Here is a 20026-nt window from a genome sequence, read left to right as displayed (position 1 = left end):
GGCCTTTGCCGTGCTTCACCCGGGCCTGCGTTTTTTGCTATAAACGCTGCCCCCGCGCCATGTTGTCGGGGATAAGGGGCTTTTCGGACAAAACCGCAGTCATTTCTGTTGCCCGGCATGAGGCTCGGCCTTAGACTGCCGCCCCCTGTAAATTGAGTGCCGGATGGTGCTTGAAGAATTCCGCTGCTGGCGACGCTGTCGCCGCGGCCCCCGATTCGTCTAAATGCACGTAATTTTTTATTAGAGATATCAATGACAAAGGAAAAGTTGCTGGCCATGCCGGCCGATGACTACATGAACGCCGAGCAACTGGCGTTCTTCGCCGAGCTGCTGAAGTCGATGAAAGTCGAGACCCAGGAGCGCATCGAGGCGAGCCGTGTAACCATCGAAAGCCTGGACACGCCGGCCGATCCTGCCGACGCCGCCTCGGTCGAAGAAGAGCGCCACTGGCTGGTCAACGCCATCGAGCGTGACCAGCGCCTGCTGCCGCAGCTGGAAATGGCCCTGGGCCGGATCGCCGACGACAGCTTCGGCTGGTGCGACGACAGCGGCGAGCCGATCGGCCTCAAGCGCCTGCTGATCAGCCCGACCACCAAGTACTGCATCGAGGCGCAGGAGCGTCACGAGCAACTGGACAAGCACCTGCGTCAGGTCTGATCCCGCAGCGTCTTCGCAAAGCCCCGGGCCACGCACCCGGGGCTTTCGTTTTTGCGCGCCTGGAACAAATTGTCCTGCATCAAGGCTGGGTCGGCCTACGCCGAAGGGAGCATGGCTAATAGCGTTGTAGTGGCGTTTAATGGCCCGACAATAACAACGCGGAGCCAGCGTCATGATGCGAGAAGGATCTCTGCCAGCCAGCCTGGCACAAGCGGACACTTCGCCGAAGGTCACGCGCGGCTGGTCCGGCCTGGTGCTGCAGAGCCTGGTAGTGGTGGTAGTGCTGGCGGCCATGGCCTTTGCCGGTATCTCGTTCTGGTTCTGCCTGCCGCTGGTCCTGCTGGCCCTGTGGCTGCCGCACCTGCGCGCGCGCCCGCGTCCGGCGCCGCTGGTGACGCGCGACCCGCTGGCCGAGCTCACCCGCGACCTGGCCCAGAGCACCAGCCACAACGCCCTGTCGGCCGCCGGAGTGTCCTACTCGGTGCGGCAACTGGCGGAAAAACTGCAGTCCCAACTCGGTTCGGCGGCGCGCATCGTGCAGAGCGCCGAGGTGATGATCGGCACCGAGAAAGTCACCTCGCAGCTCAGCCGCGACGCCCTGGTCGCCGCGCAGCAGGCCCATGAAAGCAGTGCCGCCGGGCGCACGGTGCTGGCCGAGTCGATCCAGCTGATGCACCTGCTCAGTGCCCGCGCCAACGAAAGCCGCGAACTGATCGAGGCCCTGCACCAGCGCAGCGAGGATATCGCCCGGGTCACCCTGGTGATCCAGGCCATCGCCAGCCAGACCAACCTGCTGGCGCTCAATGCCGCCATCGAGGCGGCCCGCGCCGGCGAGCACGGGCGTGGTTTCGCCGTGGTCGCCGACGAGGTCCGCGGCCTGGCCGGGCGCACCGCCAGCGCCACCGAGGAAGTCGGCCTGATGGTCGCGGAAATCCAGCAACGCACCGCCCAGGTGGTGGAACAGATCCGCGCGCTGTCGACCGATCTGCACAACGGTGTCGGCCAGGTCGAGCACACCGGCGAACAGCTCGACAGCATCGCCGGTCTCGCGGCCTCGGTGGAGTCGCAGATCACCGAGATCGCCGGCGGCACCGAAACCACCCGCACACAGCTGGACGCGCTGTTCCAGGCGGTCGAGCAGATGCGCGGCGACCTGGCGGTCAGCGACCAGCAGACCCAGCGTCTGGCCCAGGCCGCGGTACAGATGGAAGGGCAGGCCGAAGGTATCAGCGAGCGCCTCGCCGAAGTGGGCCTGGACGAGTATCACCAGCGGGTCTTCGACCTGGCCCTGCGCGGTGCGCAGGAGATCGGCGAGCGCTTCGAGGCGGATATCCGCAGCGGGCGAGTCAGTCACGACGATCTGTTCGACCGTCAGTACCAACTGCTGCCGGGCACACGCCCGGCGCGTTATCGCACCCGTTTCGACCAGTACACCGACCAGGTCCTGCCGGGGATCCAGGAGCCGTTGCTGCGCGAGCATGAAGGCCTGGTCTATGTCATCGCCTGTACCCAGCAGGGCTACGTGCCGACCCACAACAACGCCTTCAACCAGGCGCTGACCGGCGACGAAGCCACCGACACCGCGCACAACCGCAGCAAGCGCAAGTTCGACGACCGTACCGGGATTCGCTGCGGCAGCCATCAGCAGCGACTGCTGCTGCAGACCTACACCCGCGACACCGGCGAGCTGATGCATGACCTGTCGGTGCCGATCAAGGTGGATGGCCGGCACTGGGGCGGTCTGCGCCTGGGTTACCGGCCGGAGAAGATGCCCGGCGGGCGTTGAACATGCCGGCTTCATCGCCGGCAACGCCAGTTCCCACAGGGTCCGCGGCGTGCACGCGACCTGTAGGAGCTGGCGTTGCCAGCGATGAGGCCAGCATGTTCAACGCAGGTTTACGATCCTGTAACAGCTCGCACCACAGAAATTTCTCACCTCCAAACAGCACGGAACCCTCGACGGGTTTCCGTGTTTTCGTGCATATTCCTTTCCCTGTGCGGTGGGCCGTTCCCTCTCCGACGCAGCGGGGCTATCGTTCACAGGTCGCCTGGCGCCGTCGAGTGGCGGTGGAAAACGGAATTTTCACTGTGAAAAGTCGATCAGACGATTGCCACCGGACATTGGCTGGCAGGGAAATTCGTTGTTTCCCACAAGGCGAGATGCCTTCAGGCCACTACTTATTTGCTCCAACTCATTAGTCTTTCGGACTTCGTATTCGTGAAGTACGGCATGCCCGTGGGAGATTTTCACCACGGGCGTCGGTGTGATTTCGGTTTTTGAGGATTTTTCATTTGGCAGTCAGCAACCTGGATATGCACGCCCTGTTCGTGCTGGGAGATCTTCGCGGCAAACTGGTCAAACAGTTCCAGTCGCAGTACGTCTATATCGTCGAGCAAAGCCCCGATGGCCTGTATATGGCCGAGATCGACACCGCCGAGGCGCTGGTGGTGGACGACAAGCAGCGTCTGGAACTGAAAGTCGGCGATCACTTTCGCGCCGCCGTCCTGCCGAGCCGCGAAGGTGGCAAGTTCGAAGTGCGTTTTCGTGACATCAAGCTGACCATCTACGGCCTGGGCGAATACGCCTTCGTCAGTGTGCCGGAAGGCGAGGGCATCGTGTTTCGCGAAGGGCGTGGCGTGGTCATGGTGTTCGCCGCCCACGAGCAACTGCGCGAAGGCCTGTCCAAGACCCTCAAGGCCGCTGTCGCCAAGGCGGCGAAGTGGCGCAAGGGCGAGCTGACCTTCAAGGCCAGCGAGTGAGCGGGCGCCGCGCATTCCACCAGCAGCACCAGGCCCGCGCCGAGGCGCAGGCCCGCCAGTGGCTGGAGCGGCGTGACGAGTTGCGCGGGCAATGGCTGACCTGGGTCGCCGGGCAGCTGTATCAGCTCGAACCCGCGGAGTATGCGGCGATGGTCAGGCGCGAACTGCAGCGCCTGAGCGAAGGCGAGTGAAGCGGCTCAGTCGCGTGGCTCGCGACTGCTGACCTCGCCCGGCACATCCTCGCCCGCCATGCGCTTGCGAAACAGCGCGGTGCGGGCCAGCAGCAGGGTGGTCACCGGCACGGTGATCGACAGCAGCACCGGAATCAGCCAGGCATGCAGCACCGGCGTTTCCTTCAGCCCCGAGAAATACAGGATCGATGCCAGCGCCACGCACCAGGCACCGAAGGTCGAGGCCAGTGCCGGCGGGTGCATGCGCTGGAAGAAGTCCTTCAGGCGCAGGATGCCGATGGCCCCGGTGAGGGCGAACAGGCTGCTGGTGAGAATCAGCGCAGCCACCACGATTTCCAGCCAGAACGGCAATACCGGAGCGCTCATTCGATCACCTCGCCGCGCAGAAGGAACTTGGCCAGGGCGAACGAGCCGACGAAGCCGAACAGGGCGATCAGCAGCGCCCCCTCGAAGTAGGTATCGCTGGCGTAGCGGATACCGAGCACCAGCATCATCAGCATGCCCAGCATGTACAGGTAGTCCAGCGCCAGCACCCGGTCCTGGGCCGAGGGCCCGCGGAACACCCGGACCAGGGTCAGGGCCATGGCGATGACGAAGATGAACAGGCTGGCGACGATGGCATTGGCGAGCAGGCCGGTCATTCGAAGATCTCCATCAGCGGACGTTCGTAAGTGCTCTTGAAGTGCTCGATGAAATGCGCCTCGTCGTCGAGGTCGAACACATGCAGGAGCAGGACGCTGCGGTCCAGGGCCAGTTCCGACCACACCGTGCCGGGAATCACCGTGGTGATCATCGACAGCGCCGCCAGGCCGTGGGCATCGCGCAGGTCCAGGGGAATGTGCACGAAGCGCGAGCGCGGCGGCGTGCGGTCGAGGCGCCAGACACTGCACAACACCTGCAGGTTTGACACCACCACATCGATGCCGACCCGCAGGATCAGGCGGATGATCGCCCATGGATTGCGGATGTGCGCGTGCACCGGTCGCAGCGGCGCCATCAGCAGCGGCGCGAGAATGCCCAGGAGCACGGCGAGGATGATGTTGCCCGGGCTCACCGAGAGGTTCAGCACCAGCCACAGGACGAACAGCGACAGCGACAGCAGCGGCGCGGGGAACAGTCGTTTCATGGTTGCACCTGCCCGACGCTGTCCAGGGTGGTGGGGCCGGGAATCGGTCGGCTGCCGAGCACCGCTTCGATATAGGTCGCCGGGTCGTCGAGGCTGGCGGCGGTGTCCTGGGCATAGCGCATCAGCGGTTCGGCCCACAGGCTGAGGACCACGCAGAGGCCGAGCAGGCCGACGATAGGCACGCATTCGTACATCCGCAACAGCGGCGACGGCCGCTCCTGGGGCTTCCAGAAGCGCTGCACGCCAAGGCGCACCAGGGCGATCAGCGAGGCCAGGCCAGAGAGGATCAATAGTGCCAGCAAGGTCCAGCCGGCGATCGACAGCGGTTGCTGCGCCGGCACGCCCATGCCCTGCGGGTTGAACAGCGCGGTGATCAGGCTGAACTTGCCGACGAAGCCGGACAGCGGCGGCATGCCGATGATCAGCAGGGCGCAGGCGATGAAACTGAAGCCGAGGAAGGCCATGGTCCAGGGGATGACCTGCCCGACCACGGCCTTCTGCTCGTCGTCGAGGTTGATGCCCTTGGGCGGCTGCAGGGATTCCAGTGGCGAGGGCAGGCCGTCGCCGTCGTCGTCCAGCGGCAGCTCGTTGGCCGAGCGCGAGCGCTCGATCAGTTCGGCGAGGAGGAACAGCGCGCACAGTGCCAGGGTCGAGCTGACCATGTAGAACAGCGCGGCCGAGGTCAGCGCGGTCTGGCCGAAGCCGATGGCCGCCAGCAGGGTGCCGGCGGAGACCAGGATGCTCAGGCTGGCCATGCGCTCCAGGCGCTGCGCGGCGAGGATCGACACCGCGGCGCAGGCCAGGGTGGCCAGGCCGCCATACACCAGCCACTCCCCGCCGAAGAACGCCGACGCCCCGGCCTGCCCGGAAAACAGCAGGGTCCACAGGCGCAGCACGGTATAGAAACCGACCTTGGTCATGATCGCGAACAGCGCCGCCACCGGCGCGCTGGCCGAGGAGTAGGCCGGCACCAGCCAGAAGTTCAGGGGCCAGATGCCGGCCTTGGCCAGGAAGGCGATGGCCAGGATCGCCGCGCCGGCATGCAGCAGGCCGCGGTCGGCCTCCGGCACCAGCGGGATCTTCAGCGCCAGGTCGGCCATGTTCAGGGTGCCGGTGACGCCATACAGCATCGCCGCGCCGATCAGGAACAGCGACGAGGCGAACAGGTTGATCGCGATGTAGTGCAGGCCGGCCTTGACCCGCGAACGTCCCGAGCCGTGCAGGAGCAGGCCGTAGGAGGCCGCCAGCAGCACCTCGAAGAACACGAACAGGTTGAACAGGTCGCCGGTCAGGAAGGCGCCGTAGAGCCCCATCAACTGGATCTGGAACAGCGCGTGGAAGCTCGCCCCGGCCCGGTCCCAGCGCGCCAGGGCGAAGAGCAGGGCGCTGCTGCCGACCACACCGGTGAGCACCAGCATCAGCGCGGACAGGCGGTCCAACACCAGGACGATGCCGAACGGCGCCGCCCAGTTGCCCGGCAGGTAGACGCCGATGGAGGTGGCCTGGCCCTGGTCCTTGACCCACAGCAGCAGGCTGATGGCGATGCCGAGGCCGCCGAGGGTCGACAGCAGGTTGATCCGCGCCTTCAGCGGCCGGCGTTTCTCGCCGAGCAACAGCAGCAGGGCCGCGGTCAGCAGCGGCAGGAGGATGGGGGCGACGATCAGTTGTTGCATCCCGCTCATTCCTGGGGCTCCCGTCCGTCAACGTGGTCGGTGCCGGTGAAGCCGCGCGAGGCCAGGAGCACCACGAGGAACAGCGCGGTCATGGCGAAGCTGATGACGATGGCGGTGAGTACCAGCGCCTGGGGCAGCGGGTCGGTGTAGTTGAGCAGGTCCTGGGGCACGCCGTCCTTGATGATCGGCTCCTTGCCGATGAACAGGCTGCCCATGCTGAAGATGAACAGGTTGACGCCGTAGGACAGCAGGCACAGGCCCATGATCACCTGGTAGGTCCGCGGCCGCAGGATCAGCCAGACCCCCGAGGCGGTGAGCACACCGATGGCGATTGCGATGACTTCTTCCATCAGGCGGCTCCTTCTTCACTGGATGGCAGGCTGGCTTTCGGCTGCGGACGGTGGGCACGGACCGACTGGTGCGCCAGGGCGGTGAGAATCAGCAGGGTCGAGCCGACCACCACGGTGAATACGCCGATATCGAAGAACAGCGCGCTGGCGACGTGCAGGTCACCCAGCAGCGGCAGGTGCAGGTGCGCGGTGTGGGTGGTCAGGAACGGGTAGCCGAAGACCAGTGCGCCGACCCCGGTCAGGGTCGCGCAGAGCAGCCCGGTGCCCATCCAGCGCAGCGGCCGCAGGCTCATCTGCGCCTCGACCCACTGGGTACCGGCGACCATGTACTGGAGGATGAACGCCACCGACATCACCAGGCCGGCGACGAAGCCGCCGCCCGGCTGGTTGTGCCCGCGCATGAACAGGTACATCGACACCAGCATGGCCATCGGCAGCACCAGGCGCGCGAGCACGGCCGGGACCATCATGAAGCCCAGCGCGGTGTCGGCGGCATGCCGCGGGTTGACCAGGTCGGTGACCATGTCCGGCGCCAGCGAGCGTTGCTGTGCCGGCAACTGGATGCTTTCCCGCGGGGGGCGGAAGCGCCGCAGCAGGGCGAACACGGCCAGGGCCACGGCCACCAGCACGGTGATCTCGCCGAGGGTATCGAAGCCGCGGAAGTCCACCAGCATGACGTTGACCACGTTGGTACCGCCGCCTTCCGGCAGCGCCCGGCTCAGGTAGAAGGAGGAAATGACGTTCGGGGTCGGCCGGGTCAGCATGGCGTAGGACAGCAACGCCATGCCGCCACCCACCAGCACCGCCAGGATCAGGTCGCGCAGACGGCGCAGGCGCGCGCGCTCCTGGGAGCCGGCGAGCGGCGACACGCCTTCGATCCGCCGTGGCAGCCAGCGCAGGCCGAGGAGGATCAGCACGGTGGTGACCACTTCCACCACCAGCTGGGTCAGGGCCAGGTCCGGCGCCGAGAACCAGACGAAGGTGATGCAGGTCATCAGCCCGCACACGCCGACCATGATCAGCGCCGCCAGACGGTGGTACTTGGCCTGCCAGGCGGCACCGATGGCGCAGGCAATGGCGATCAGCCAGAGCATGACGAACACCCCCGAGCCGGGAATCTTCGGCCGCTCGCCCCAGCTCAGGCCGTGGAACAGCAGCGGCAGCAGGCCGGCGACGAAGGCGGCGAGCACCAGCATGAACAACTGTTTCTGCAGGCGGCGGGTGGTGAAGATGCGCTCCACCCGACGCGCGACGCGCATCAGCAGGACCTGGCCGCGCTCGAACAGGCGCTTGCCGTTGAGGCGCTCGATCAGCGGCGGGTAGCGGAAGCGCCCGTGCTGGAACTGGGTACGCAGCACCAGGTAAAGGAGGATGCCGCCGCTCATGGCGATCAGGCTCATGATCAACGGCGCGTTCCAGCCGTGCCAGACCGCGAGGCTGTATTCCGGCAACTCGCCGCCGACCACCGGCAGCGCCGCGGCAGCCAGCAGCGGGCCGACCGATTGCGCGGGGAAGATCCCGACCACCAGGCAGGTCAGCACCAGCAGCTCGACCGGCGCGCGCATCCAGCGCGGCGGTTCGTGCGGGGTGTGCGGCAGATCGGTGGCGACCGGGCCGAAGAACACGTCGACGGTGAAGCGCAGGGCATAGGCGACGCTGAAGGTCCCAGCCAGGGTGGCGATCACCGGCAGGGCCATCTCGACCCAGGCGGTGGAGCTGATGAACACGGTCTCGGCGAAGAACATTTCCTTGGACAGGAAGCCATTCATCAGCGGTACCCCGGCCATCGAGGCGCTGGCCACCATGGCCAGGGTCGCGGTGAACGGGATCAGGCGGAACAGGCCGCTGAGCTTGCGGATATCGCGGGTCCCGCTCTCGTGGTCGATGATCCCCGCAGCCATGAACAGCGAGGCCTTGAAGGTGGCGTGGTTGAGGATGTGGAACACCGCGGCCACGGCCGCCAGCGGGCTGTTCAGGCCGAGCAGCAGGGTGATCAGGCCGAGGTGGCTGATGGTCGAGTAGGCCAGCAGGCCCTTGAGGTCGTTCTGGAACATCGCCGCGTAGGCGCCCAGCAGCAGGGTGCAGGCACCGGCGCCGCCGACGATCCAGAACCATTCCTCGGTGCCGGACAGCACCGGCCACATGCGGGCGAGCAGGAAGACCCCGGCCTTGACCATGGTCGCCGAGTGCAGGTAGGCCGAGACCGGTGTCGGCGCCGCCATGGCGTGGGGCAGCCAGAAATGGAAGGGGAATTGCGCGCTCTTGCTCAGGGCGCCGAGCAGGATCAGCGGCAGCAGGACCGGGTACAGGGCGTGGCCGCGGATGGTGTCGCCGGCAGCGAGGACCTTGTCCAGGTCGTAGCTGCCGACCACATGGCCGAGCAGGATCACCCCCGCCAGCAGGCACAGGCCACCGGCCCCGGTCACCATCAGCGCCATGTAGGCACCGCGGCGGGCGTCGGCGCGGTGGTGCCAGTAACCGATCAGGAGGAACGAGAACAGGCTGGTCAGTTCCCAGAAGAACACGATCTGGATCAGGTTGCCGGAGATCACCAGGCCGAGCATCGCGCCCATGAAGGCGAGGAAAAAGGCGAAGAAGCGTGGCACCGGGTCCTGCGGCGACATGTAGTAGCGCGCGTACAGCGACACCAGGGTGCCGATGCCCAGGACCAGCAGGGAGAACAGCCAGGCGAAACCATCCATGCGCAGGATGATGTTGAGGCCCATGCTCGGCAGCCAGAGGATTTCCTCGCGGATCACCCCGCCATCGGCGATCTGCGGATACAGCATGGCCACCTGCACCGTGCCGATGAGGGCGACGATGCCGGCCAGCAGCGACTCGGAGTTGCGTGCGTTGTGCGGCAGCACGCCTGCCAGACAACTGCCAATGAACGGCAGAAGCAGTAGAACTATCAAGGACATAGATATCTGATCTGCGGAAATTTGTAAGGAATCATACGTGCCGCCCGGGTGATCACCAACCAGCAAGCTGTCGCAGAATCCTACAAGAATTGTAAGAAAAAGCGTTTTTCTTATAACAGTTTCCGCATGACGAGCGTGCTGTTTCCCTATAAGCCGGTATCAGCTTCCTTCTCGTCGGCGGGGCTCGTCGCCGGCTGTTCCTGCCGTTTTCCGAACTTCAATTCGCTGACGATCACCGCGATGACGATCAGCAGGCCGCCGAGCAGGGCCAGCCCTGGCAGGCGATCGCCGGCGATGCGTCCGACAATCCCGGCCCACACCGGCTCACCGGCGTAGATCAGCGTAGCGCGGGTTGGCGAGACTGACTTCTGCGCCCAGTTCATTGCCACCTGGATCACCGCGCTCATGGCGCCGAGGCCGATGGCGGCACCCAGCAGCAGCCAGGAAAAGTCCGGCAGGCGTTCCTGGGTCGGCACCACCAGCATGAACGACAGCGCCGAGGCGGTTGCCAACTGCACCACGGTGACCCGGCGCACATCGACCGTGCCCGCGTAGTTGCCGATCAGGATGATTTCCGCGGCGATGGCCACGGCGCTGACCAGGGTGGCGATTTCGCCGGGACTGAAATGCACCGCGCCGCCGCTCGGCCCGGCCAGCAACATCAGCCCGGTGAAGGCCAGGGCGATACCGATGCTCGGCATCAGGCCGGGCCGGCGCCCCAGCACCAGCCACTGCAGAATCGGCACGAAGGGCACGTACAATGCCGTGATGAAGGCTGACTGGCTGCTGCTGATGGTCTGCAGGCCGACGGTCTGCAGGCCGTAGCCGAGCATGATCGACACGCCGATCAACAGTCCCGCCTTGAGCTCGCGCGCGGTCAGGCCGGGCAGGGTGCGCCAGCAGGTCAGGCCGACGAACAGCGCGGCGGCGGCGAAACGCAGGCCGACGAAGAACATGGGACCGCTGACGGTCATGACCTTGTGCACGATGAGGAAGGTGCCGCCCCAGAGCATGGTGATGAACACCAGCACCAGTTCTGCCTTGCTCAGACGGAAAGTGGAGGGCGAGCGCGTGGCGGTATCGGTAGTCATGGCTTGCACACGTAGGAAAAGGCGACGCACAATGCGCGACAAAAGTGGGCAGTATACTGCGCAAACTCTCTTCAGTGAGCATTCCAGTGGATAAAGATTCCAATCGCGCCTCGGTGCTCCAGCATGTCAGCCAGAACGTGCGCCGCCTGCGTCATGACGCAGGCCTGAGCCAGAGCGCCCTGGCGCAGGCGTCCGGGGTCAGTCGGCGGATGCTGGTGGCGATCGAGGCGGGGGAGAAGAACGTCAGCCTGTCGACCCTCGACCTGATCGCCGAAGCCCTCGGGGTGGCTTTCAGCGATCTGATCAAGGCGCCGGACAACCGTGACTCCAGCCGCATCAACGAACTGGCCTGGGCCGGCGAGCACCCGGGGAGCAAGGCGGTATTGCTCGCCAGTACGCCGGCACGGCGTGAGGTGGAGTTGTGGGAGTGGCGCCTGGAGCCTGGCGAGTTCTACCAGACCAACGCCGATCCGGAAGGCTTCAGCGAACAGGTGTTCGTCTTCGCCGGCTGCCTGACCCTGCTGATCGACGGCGAACCGCGCCAGCTGGTTGCCGGCGAGTTCTTCACCTACGCCAGCAACCGCACCCACGGCTATCGCAATGACGGCGAGGTCGCCGCCTGCTTCGTGCGCAATGTGGTGATCTGACTCAGGCGGCCAGCCACGCCTCGGTGGAAAGCACCTCGGCATAGGCGAATGCCAGCGCCGCCATGTAGGACGCATGCACCTGGGCCGCCGGAATGGTCACGCCGTCGAACTCCAGGTCGCGGGTCGCGCAGGCATCGTGCAGCACCTTGACCGGATAGCCGAGGTCGGCGGCGGCACGCACCGCCGCGTCGATGCACATGTGGCTCATGCTGCCGACCACAGTCAGTTCGCTGACCCGCTGTTGCTCCAGCAAGCTTTGCAGCGGGGTGTCGAGGAAGGCATTGACCTTGTGCTTGAGCACCACCGCCTCGTCGCCTTGCGGGGCCAGTTTCGGATGGATCCGCGCGCCTTCGGAACCGGGGGCGAAGAACGGCGCATCGGCGGATTCGAACTCATGCCGCACATGGATCACCAGGTCGCCCCGCGCCCGTGCCGCGGCCAGTGCCCTGGCCGCGTTGTCGGCGGCGGCGTCGGCATTGGCCAGGGTCCATTTGCCGCCGGGGAAGTAATCGTTCTGGATATCGATGATGACCAGGGCCTTTTTGCTCATGACGTTTCCTCATTTCGGAGAGTGGTGACGCGATGGCAGATAGTTATAGGCTTGCCCGGCGTCGTTGCGGATTGGCACGACCGACAATTTGACGGGAAAAACTGACAATGAGTTGCGACGGCGACTTCACCGAAATCGGCATCCTGGTCTACCCCGGGGCGCAGATGGCCGCGGTCTACGGACTGACCGACCTGTTCAGCGTGGCCAACCGTCTCGCCGCCGACCTTGGCATGGCCCAGCGCGCCCCGCTGCGGGTGTGTCACTGGGAGGACAGCGATGGCGTGCTGCAGGTAAGCCATGACAGCCATCAGCGCAACAGCTTCCAGCCGCGGGTGATGATCGTGCCGCCGAGCCTGACCCAGGAGCCCACGGCCGAACTGCTGGAGCGTTATCGCCAGCAACTGCGCGACTGGCACGGTGATGGCGCCTTGCTGGTGTCGGTCTGTGTCGGGGTGTTCTTCATCGCTGCCAGTGGTGTGCTGGATGGGCGCTCGGCGACCACCCACTGGAACTTCGCCCAGTCGCTGGCCGAGCGTTTTCCGCGGGTGCGGGTCGAGGCCAACCTGCCCTTGCTGGAGGATGGTGATGTGATCACCAGTGCCGGGTTGATGGCCTGGACCGATGTCGGTCTGAAGCTGGTCGAGCGTTTTCTCGGCCAGACCCTGGCCACCGAGACTGCGCGCTTTCTCGCCGTGGAGCCGGTGCGGGTGAAGCCGGCGGGGAGCAGTTTCAGCCCGCGCCTGGACCACGGCGACGAGGCCGTGCTGAAGGTTCAGCACTGGTTGCAGAGCACCGGCGCGCGGGAGGTCAGCGTGACCCTGATGGCCGAATGCGCGGGGCTCGAGGAGCGCACCTTCCTGCGGCGCTTTCGCAGTGCCACCGGGCTCAAGCCCACCGAGTACTGCCAGCAGGTGCGGGTCGGACGCGCCTGTCGCATGCTCGAGTTCACCCGGCGCAGCATCGACCAGATCGCCTGGGGCGTGGGCTATCAGGACCCAGGGGCTTTCCGCAAGGTGTTCCACAAGGTCACCGGGCTGGCGCCGAGTGATTATCGGCGGCAGGTGACGGGGCACTGATGATGTTGTTTTCGCTGGCCGCCAGCCTGCAGGGCGTACACCGTTCCTTGTAGGAGCTGGCTTGCCTGCGATGGGGCCCCCAGGTCATGAATACCACGGCGAATGATGCGGATAACGATCCAGCCGCGCCCCGATCACCATCTCGCTGACCCACGCCGTCAGCAGCGCACTGTAGGCCTTCTGGCTCCTGTCGCTGGACAGCGCGTGGTCCGCGCCATCGACGATGCGGTGGGTCAGCGAATGGGCGCAGACGAACGCCGATCGATAGCTCATCAGGGTGGTATGCGGCACATAGTCGTCGGTCTCCGATTCCACCAGCAGCACGTCGCCGGAAAACTCCGCGCACGCCGCCAGGGCGCGGTTGTCGCCCGGCCCCAGGGTCATCAGGCGGTACTGCGACAGGCGCTGACGGTCCAGCGCCTGTTTCGGCAGGCTCCATTCGTCGTCCCAGTACAGCGCCGGGACCCGCAGCGCCAGCCATTTCACCGGGCGCTGGCGGGTCAGCAGGGTGGCCAGGTAACCGCCGTAACTGCTGCCGATCACCGCGATCGAACTGGTATCCACCGCCGGATGACTGACCAGCTTGTCGTAGGCTGCCAGCAGGTCTGCCAGGTTCTGCTCGCGGGTGACGCTGCGCCGCTGGCTTTCGGTTTTCTCATGGCCGCGCAGATCGAAGGTCATGCATACGCAACCGAGCCCGGTGATGTGCTTGGCCCGCGCCAGGTCACGCTGCTGGCTGCCGCCCCAGCCGTGCACGAAGAGGATGCCGGGCACCTTGGGGCTGGGGCTGAGCAGGGTGCCGGCGATGCTTTCGCCGTCGACGAGAATGTCGAGGCTTTCGCTATGGATGGTCATAGTCGCGGATCCTCGCGTATTTGCAGATTCGTCCCACTTCACGGTCATCCCCCTGGTAGAAAAGCGTCGCGTCGGCGGGTAACGCGCTGTCGTCGAACACTTCGTGGGTAGAGGCCCGCACCCGCTGCAGCGCCGGATCGTCGGCGAAGGCACGCAGGGCCAGCAGCTCGGCACTGCTGGCGCCGCCGATGCGCCAGGACTGTTCCAGCACGCCGCTGCGCAGATGACCGTCGGCGGTGACCCCGCGGGCCACGTCGTAGTTGCGCCGGGACGCGAGAAAACCGGGGAAGGCGGCGAACGCGGCCTGCTCGTAGGTGCGCGCCTGGGTAATGGCCAGGCGCAGCGGATCTTCCAGTTCCAGTTGCAGCAGTTCGTCGTAGTCGCCGCGCACCAGGACCAGGTCGGAACCGCCGTAGACCGTTTCGCCCTGATGATCGCGGGTCAGGTGCTGCACGCCGTAGTAGCTGCAGATGATTCCGGCCACCAGCGCCTGGCCGACGCTGTAGGTCTCGACGTCCCCCAGGTTTTCTTCCAGGACCAGGCCCCAGAGGGCCAGTTCGTCCGGATCCATGCGACGTAGTTCGGTTTCCAGCTGGTCGATGTCGTCGATCACCGTCTGTCCGCGTCCGGCGGTGGCGCGAACCGGTTTCAGGCGCAGCGGGCCATCGCGCAGGAGCAGGGGGGCGGCGGCGAGGGCGTCGGCGACACTGAACACGGTATAGCCCTTGAGCAGAGCATCACTGGCGCGGCGGGCGAAATCGTCGCTCCAGCCCACGGGGAAGGTGGCGCCCGCAGGCAGTGGATGGGAAATCGCCTTGGTCGCCATGTACGGTTGGCTGACCAGGCCGCCGAAGAAGTCGGCGATCGAAACGATACCCAGCGCCTGGTAGCGCAGCGGGTCGATCAGGGTCGTGGTGGGCAGGTAATAGAGGCTATCGTGCTCGTCGCTGCGCTGTTCCACCACCTCGGTGAGCAGCAGCGCGGCGAGATGTTCGGCCAGCTTGCGATGCACCGCGCGTTCATGCTCGGGAGTGTGCTCCCGGGTATCGAGCAACAGTACGCCGTGCTTGCGATCGGTCCGGCGGGGCATGGTCGATGCTCCATCAACAGGGGTTATCTGTTCTGAAGCGTGGCGTGGTGGGGAAGTTCAGCCGTGGCGAGCGCCACGGGTAAAAAGTCATATAAATATGAAAATTAATAATTATTGGTTCTATGTTGTTTGAGGCACTATCGCTCAAGGAATCGGGAAGCGTCCTGCTTTCCGGGGCGACAACTGCCAGAGAGCCTTGAACCATGGAAACCCTGCCGCTGTATTTCGACTATGCCGCCACGACGCCCATCGACGAGCGAGTCATCGACGTCATGGTCAAGTGCCTGGGGGCGACCGGCAATTTCGGCAACCCGGCCTCCAGCTCGCACCGCTATGGTCAGGCAGCGCGCCAGGCCGTGGAGCTGGCGCGCGCGCAGGTGGCGGCGCTGGTGGGCGCGCGCGCCGAGCAGATCGTCTGGACGTCCGGCGCCACGGAGTCCAACAACCTCGCGCTGAAGGGCCTGGCCCAGGGGCGTCGCGGTGGTCATATCATCACCAGCAGCATCGAGCACAAGGCCGTGCTCGATACCGCCCGACAGTTGCAGGGCGCCGGCTTCGAGGTGACCTGGCTGGCGCCGGATGCCCAGGGACTGATCACTCCCGAAGCGGTCGCGGCGGCGCTGCGGGCGGACACCTTCCTGGTTTCGCTGATGCTGGTGAACAACGAACTGGGCACCCTGACCGACGTCCGGCGAATCGGCGAGATCGTGCGCGGGCAGGGCGCCCTGCTGCATGTCGATGCGGCGCAGGCGGCGGGCAAGGTGGCGATCGACCTGGAGCGCTGGCCGGTGGATGTAGTGTCGTTCTCCGCGCACAAGGTCTATGGCCCCAAGGGCATTGGCGCCCTGTATGTCGGCGAGCGCGCGCGGCCGTTGCTGCAGGCGCAGATCCATGGCGGCGGGCATGAAGGCGGTCTGCGCTCCGGTACGCTGGCGACCCACCAGATTGCGGCGATGGGCGCGGCATTCGCCCTGGCGGGTGAGGTGCAGCACGAAGAGCTGGATCGAATCCGATGTTTGCGTGAGCGTCTTCTTACAAAGCTGCGGGATATTTCCGGGCTCGTAGTAAACGGCAGCCCTGAACAGTCCATTCCGCACACCCTCAGCCTGACCTTCGCCGGCGATCCGCTGGACCTTGCCGCGCTGGGCGAAAGCCTGGCGTTCTCGTCCACTTCGGCCTGCAATTCCGGGAGCAGCGCGCCCTCGCACGTACTCCTCGCGCTGGGCCATGACGAGTACCTTGCCGGGCAGACCATCCGCCTCAGCCTGGGGCGTTTGACCCGTGTGTCGGACATCGACCAGGCTGCCGCCGCCATCCGCGAAGCACTGCGCCCGGCGCCGTTCTGGGGAGTTGCCCGGGGCTGAGGCCTGTTCCATTATCAGCGGCCGCAATACAAGGTCGTGGTGATAAGGAGCAAGCATGAACAGTCAGCCGACAACGCAGGATGCGATCAGGAGACGTGTGGCGCAAATGCGCCAGGTGATGCGCAACGAAGGGGTCGATGCACTGCTGGTGCCTTCCGCCGATCCCCATCTTTCCGAGTATCTGCCGGGTTACTGGCAGGGCCGCAAATGGCTTTCCGGCTTTCAGGGATCGGTCGGGACCCTGGTGCTGACCGCGGATTTCGCCGGCCTTTGGGCCGACAGCCGCTACTGGGAACAAGCGGCGCAGGAACTGGCCGGCACCGGCATCGAGCTGGTCAAGCTGCAGCCCGGGCGGCCGGGGCCGCTGGACTGGCTGGCGGACAACACCTCCGCCGGCGGCGCCGTTGCGGCGGACGGTGCGGTGATGGCCCTGGCATCGGCGCGACAGCTGGGCGAGCGCCTGAGCGCGCGCAACGTGCGTTTGCTGCTGGACAAGGATCTGTTCGAACAGGTCTGGGATGACCGGCCCGCGCTACCGGGCAATCCGGTGTATGCCCACCTGCCACCCCAGGCCACGCTGACGCGCGGCGAAAAGCTCGCCAGCCTGCGCCAGACCCTGGCCGAGCGCGGCGCGGATTGGCATTTCCTTGCCACCCTCGACGACATCGCCTGGCTGTTCAATCTGCGCGGCAGCGATGTCTCCTACAACCCGGTGTTCGTATCCTTCGCCCTGATCAGCCAGGACGCGGCCATCCTGTATGTCGCCGAAGGCAAGGTGGATGCCGGGCTGCGGCAGACGCTGGCCGCCGAAGGGGTCGAATTGCGCGACTACAGCGACGTGGCCGCCGGACTGGCCGGGATTGGCGCCGGCAGCGCGCTGCTGGTCGACCCGGCCAAGGTTACCAGCGGGCTGCTGGCCAATCTGCGCGAGGGCGTGCGTCTGGTTGAAGGCATCAATCCGACCACCTTCGCCAAATCGCGCAAGAGCCATGCGGACCTGCTGCACATTCGCCAGGTCATGGAGCAGGACGGCGTCGCGCTCTGCGAGTTCTTCGCCTGGTTCGAAGCGGCGCAGGCGAGCGGGGTGGTCACCGAACTCAGCGTCGACGAGCAACTGACTGCGGCGCGAGCCCGGCGTCCGGGTTTCGTGTCGTTGAGCTTCGCCACCATCGCTGCGTTCAACGCTAACGGCGCCATGCCGCATTACCATGCCACGGCGCAAGCTCATGCGCGGGTCGAAGGCGATGGCCTGTTGCTCATCGACTCCGGTGGGCAGTACCTCGGCGGTACCACGGACATTACCCGGATGGTGCCGATCGGTATGCCCAGCCATGAGCAGAAGCTGGACTGCACGCGGGTGCTCAAGGGCGTGATCGCACTGTCGCGGGCGAAATTTCCCCGGGGCATTCCTTCGCCGCTGCTCGACGCCATCGCCCGCGCGCCACTGTGGGCCGAGCAGGTCGACTACGGACATGGCACTGGGCATGGCGTCGGCTACTTCATGAATGTCCATGAGGGGCCGCAGACCATTGCCTACCAGGCGGCCGCCGCGCCGCATACGGCGATGCAGGAGGGCATGATCACCTCGATCGAGCCGGGCACCTATCGGCCTGGCCAGTGGGGGGTGCGTATCGAGAACCTGGTGTTCAACCGCGAGTCGGGCAAGAGCGCGTTCGGCGACTTCCTCGAGTTCGAGACGCTGACCTTGTGTCCGATCGATACTCGCTGCCTGCTCGTCGACCAGCTCAGTGGCGAGGAGTGTGCATGGCTGAATGGCTATCACGCCGAGGTGCGGCGACGCCTCGAGCCATTGCTGGAAGGGCCGGCACTGGCGTGGTTGCAAGAGAGAACCCAGGCCGTCGGTTGACGCGGACGAAAAGGGCAACCCGTGGGTTGCCCTTGTTTACTTGCAGATGACGATCATGCTGCGGCTGGTATAGCCAGCGGGATTGATGCCGAACGGATAGTCGCCCGGTTCTTCATCACCGTCCCCGGATTTGGCGATGACCTTGTAGCCTTTGCTGCCGCAGGAACTTGCCGCCTTGCTGTAGCACTTGTTCCAGGAAGAGGAGAGGCCGGAGCAGTTGATGTGCAGCCCCTTCTTGCCACGCTTGACCTCGTCCTTGGCGGTCGCGGCGCAACCAGCGACTGCCAGGATAGCTAGGATGAGCAAAATTCGTTTCATTCCTGTCCTTAACGCTTGCGCGGATCTGTGTCCGTGTTCGTTCTATATGCACCTTCCTGATGCCTGTTTCGTCCCTGCGTCGAGTGAAAAATTCAAAATAACAACACGGCTCACAGCTTAAACACGGTAGACGGGGCGGCACAATCATTTGCAGAGATTTAAATGAAAATATTTCTCAATCAGTCGGCGGCGATCGGTGGCGGACCTTCCTTGCGCATGGACAGGGTCGCGCCAACCGACGCGGTAATGATCGCGCCAATCGCCAGCCATTGCGCCAGGCTCAGTACTTCATTGAGAAACAGTAGACCGGAAAGCGCGCCAAAGGCTGGCTCGATGCTCATCAATGTGCCGAAGGTACGCGCTGGCAGACGGGTCAGGGCGACCATCTCCAGGCTGTAGGGCAGCGCGGTGGAAAGCACCGCGACCCCCAGGGCAACCGGAATCAGCGCGGGATTGAGCAACGCACTCCCGGCCTGGGCGATACCGATGGGGGCGACGAACAGCGCGGCGATGACCACGCCCAGCGCGGCGGTCTGGATACCGTTCTCGGCACCGGCCTTCTGGCCATAGAGAATGTACAGCGCCCAGCACACCCCGGCGCCCAGTGCATAAGCGGCACCGACCGGCTCGATCCCCTGGCTGCTTTCGCCTATCGGGATCAGCAGCAACAGGCCGACGATCGCCAGGCCGATCCACAGGAAGTCCACCGGGCGTCGCGAGGCGTACAGCGCCACGGCCAGCGGGCCGGTGAACTCGAGGGCCACGGCAATGCCGAGAGGTACCGTCTGCAGGGACATATAGAAGAGGAAGTTCATGCCGCCCAGCGCCGCGCCATAGATGATCACAGTCTTCAATGTGCTGGCACTCAGCTTCGCCCGCCAGGGCCGCAGCAACAGCAGCATGATCACGCTGGCGAACAGCAGGCGCAGGGTCGTGGTGCCTTCCGGGCCGATCAGCGGGAACATGGTCTTGGCCAGCGAGGCGCCAGACTGGATCGAGGCCATGGCGATAAGCAGCACGCCGACGGGAAACAGCGTTGCGGCGAGGCTGCGGGTCTGGGTGTTCATTGCGAGGGGGAGTTCCTTATAGAAGAAGGCGCGGTGGTTCGGACCGAGGCCTATGATGCTCAACCTCGGGGTGGGTGAGCAATATAGTGCGCAAAATTTCTTTCCTGACCGATCTTTCAAATTTGTGCTTGACGCCCCGTGTTATCTCTCTATAATTCGCCCCACTTCCGGCGCAGTCGAAACGGAAAACTCCTTGAGAATCAACGAGTTGGATGTTTCAGGTAGTATCGGAAGTGCTTCGGTCGTTAACGAAGGCGGTTGAAAAAGGCAGTTGACAGCAGGTTGTAACGCTGTAGAATTCGCCTCCCGCTAACGAGAGATCGCAGCGAGTCAAGTGTTTGAAGTTGAACGAGAAATTCTGAAAAACTTCAAAATAAACGCTTGACAGACTTAGAGGAAAGCGTAGAATGCGCGCCTCGGTTG

20 protein-coding genes are annotated in these 20026 nt (G+C 65.1%); 8 read left to right on the top strand and 12 right to left on the bottom strand.

The window, feature by feature from the left end:
- The first annotated feature begins 252 nt into the window (after positions 1-252).
- From RTI28_RS27690 to RTI28_RS27675, 4 genes are all read left to right on the top strand, one after another.
- Positions 253-657, top strand: a complete 405-nt coding sequence (locus RTI28_RS27690; RefSeq protein WP_316923470.1) for a TraR/DksA family transcriptional regulator — start codon at positions 253-255, stop codon at positions 655-657.
- Between the two features lie 172 nt (positions 658-829).
- The gene (locus RTI28_RS27685) at positions 830-2443 is read left to right on the top strand and encodes a methyl-accepting chemotaxis protein (RefSeq protein ID WP_316923469.1); all 1614 of its coding nucleotides are present in this window, start codon (positions 830-832) and stop codon (positions 2441-2443) included.
- Positions 2444-2949: 506 nt separating this feature from the next.
- The gene (locus RTI28_RS27680) at positions 2950-3417 is read left to right on the top strand and encodes a hypothetical protein (RefSeq protein ID WP_316923468.1); all 468 of its coding nucleotides are present in this window, start codon (positions 2950-2952) and stop codon (positions 3415-3417) included.
- Complete coding sequence (locus tag RTI28_RS27675) at positions 3414-3608, top strand: hypothetical protein (protein ID WP_316923467.1); 195 nt, start codon at positions 3414-3416, stop codon at positions 3606-3608. The genes RTI28_RS27680 and RTI28_RS27675 overlap by 4 nt, the downstream gene beginning before the upstream one ends.
- A 6-nt stretch (positions 3609-3614) precedes the next feature.
- Here RTI28_RS27675 and RTI28_RS27670 read toward each other — a convergent pair whose 3' ends face one another.
- From RTI28_RS27670 to RTI28_RS27640, 7 genes are all read right to left on the bottom strand, one after another.
- A complete protein-coding gene (locus RTI28_RS27670; protein WP_316923466.1) occupies positions 3615-3974 on the bottom strand; it encodes a Na+/H+ antiporter subunit G in 360 nt (119 codons plus the stop codon).
- Positions 3971-4249, bottom strand: a complete 279-nt coding sequence (locus RTI28_RS27665; RefSeq protein ID WP_042128344.1) for a K+/H+ antiporter subunit F — start codon at positions 4247-4249, stop codon at positions 3971-3973. The genes RTI28_RS27670 and RTI28_RS27665 overlap by 4 nt, the downstream gene beginning before the upstream one ends.
- Positions 4246-4734 carry a Na+/H+ antiporter subunit E gene (locus RTI28_RS27660; RefSeq protein ID WP_316923465.1) on the bottom strand — a complete coding sequence of 163 codons (489 nt, stop codon included), beginning with the start codon at positions 4732-4734 and terminating at the stop codon, positions 4246-4248. The genes RTI28_RS27665 and RTI28_RS27660 overlap by 4 nt, the downstream gene beginning before the upstream one ends.
- Positions 4731-6416 (bottom strand): monovalent cation/H+ antiporter subunit D, encoded by a 1686-nt coding sequence (locus tag RTI28_RS27655; RefSeq protein WP_316923464.1) that lies wholly within the window; start codon positions 6414-6416, stop codon positions 4731-4733. Before RTI28_RS27655 ends, RTI28_RS27660 begins: the two co-directional genes overlap by 4 nt.
- On the bottom strand, positions 6413-6757 hold the full coding sequence (locus tag RTI28_RS27650; RefSeq protein WP_316923463.1) for a Na+/H+ antiporter subunit C: 345 nt from the start codon (positions 6755-6757) through the stop codon (positions 6413-6415). The genes RTI28_RS27655 and RTI28_RS27650 overlap by 4 nt, the downstream gene beginning before the upstream one ends.
- A complete protein-coding gene (locus RTI28_RS27645) occupies positions 6757-9678 on the bottom strand; it encodes a monovalent cation/H+ antiporter subunit A (protein WP_316923462.1) in 2922 nt (973 codons plus the stop codon). Before RTI28_RS27645 ends, RTI28_RS27650 begins: the two co-directional genes overlap by 1 nt.
- A gap of 146 nt (positions 9679-9824) precedes the next feature.
- Positions 9825-10769 (bottom strand): DMT family transporter, encoded by a 945-nt coding sequence (locus tag RTI28_RS27640; RefSeq protein WP_316923461.1) that lies wholly within the window; start codon positions 10767-10769, stop codon positions 9825-9827.
- 86 nt (positions 10770-10855) lie between these two features.
- On the opposite strand from RTI28_RS27640, the gene RTI28_RS27635 reads away from it, so the two are divergent.
- Positions 10856-11416: an XRE family transcriptional regulator gene (locus tag RTI28_RS27635; RefSeq protein WP_316923460.1), complete on the top strand. Its 561-nt coding sequence runs from the start codon at positions 10856-10858 to the stop codon at positions 11414-11416.
- A 1-nt stretch (position 11417) separates the two neighbouring features.
- Here the strand turns inward: RTI28_RS27635 and RTI28_RS27630 are convergent, their stop codons facing one another.
- Positions 11418-11966, bottom strand: a complete 549-nt coding sequence (locus RTI28_RS27630; protein WP_316923459.1) for a cysteine hydrolase family protein — start codon at positions 11964-11966, stop codon at positions 11418-11420.
- A gap of 107 nt (positions 11967-12073) precedes the next feature.
- Between RTI28_RS27630 and RTI28_RS27625 the strand changes: the two genes are divergently transcribed.
- Positions 12074-13042 (top strand): GlxA family transcriptional regulator, encoded by a 969-nt coding sequence (locus RTI28_RS27625; protein WP_316923458.1) that lies wholly within the window; start codon positions 12074-12076, stop codon positions 13040-13042.
- A gap of 84 nt (positions 13043-13126) precedes the next feature.
- On the opposite strand, the gene RTI28_RS27620 is transcribed toward RTI28_RS27625, so the two are convergent.
- Complete coding sequence (locus RTI28_RS27620) at positions 13127-13897, bottom strand: alpha/beta hydrolase (RefSeq protein ID WP_316923457.1); 771 nt, start codon at positions 13895-13897, stop codon at positions 13127-13129.
- Positions 13884-14987: a DUF3182 family protein gene (locus tag RTI28_RS27615; protein ID WP_316923456.1), complete on the bottom strand. Its 1104-nt coding sequence runs from the start codon at positions 14985-14987 to the stop codon at positions 13884-13886. The genes RTI28_RS27620 and RTI28_RS27615 overlap by 14 nt, the downstream gene beginning before the upstream one ends.
- A 203-nt stretch (positions 14988-15190) precedes the next feature.
- On the opposite strand from RTI28_RS27615, the gene RTI28_RS27610 reads away from it, so the two are divergent.
- Together RTI28_RS27610 and RTI28_RS27605 are read left to right on the top strand one after the other, a co-directional pair.
- The gene (locus RTI28_RS27610; RefSeq protein ID WP_316923455.1) at positions 15191-16351 is read left to right on the top strand and encodes a cysteine desulfurase family protein; all 1161 of its coding nucleotides are present in this window, start codon (positions 15191-15193) and stop codon (positions 16349-16351) included.
- Positions 16352-16406: 55 nt separating this feature from the next.
- Positions 16407-18218 carry an aminopeptidase P family protein gene (locus RTI28_RS27605; protein WP_316923454.1) on the top strand — a complete coding sequence of 604 codons (1812 nt, stop codon included), beginning with the start codon at positions 16407-16409 and terminating at the stop codon, positions 18216-18218.
- 36 nt (positions 18219-18254) lie between these two features.
- Here the strand turns inward: RTI28_RS27605 and RTI28_RS27600 are convergent, their stop codons facing one another.
- Together RTI28_RS27600 and rhtA are read right to left on the bottom strand one after the other, a co-directional pair.
- Positions 18255-18536 (bottom strand): hypothetical protein, encoded by a 282-nt coding sequence (locus RTI28_RS27600; protein WP_316923453.1) that lies wholly within the window; start codon positions 18534-18536, stop codon positions 18255-18257.
- 179 nt (positions 18537-18715) lie between these two features.
- Positions 18716-19603: a threonine/homoserine exporter RhtA gene (gene rhtA, locus RTI28_RS27595; protein ID WP_316923452.1), complete on the bottom strand. Its 888-nt coding sequence runs from the start codon at positions 19601-19603 to the stop codon at positions 18716-18718.
- Between the last annotated feature and the right edge of the window lie 423 nt (positions 19604-20026).

The organism is Pseudomonas sp. zfem002 (genome assembly GCF_032621685.1).
Taxonomy (GTDB): Bacteria; Pseudomonadota; Gammaproteobacteria; order Pseudomonadales; family Pseudomonadaceae; genus Aquipseudomonas; species Aquipseudomonas japonica.
Note: the sequence above shows the minus strand (reverse complement) of the source record. Positions and strands in the feature narration are given on the sequence as shown.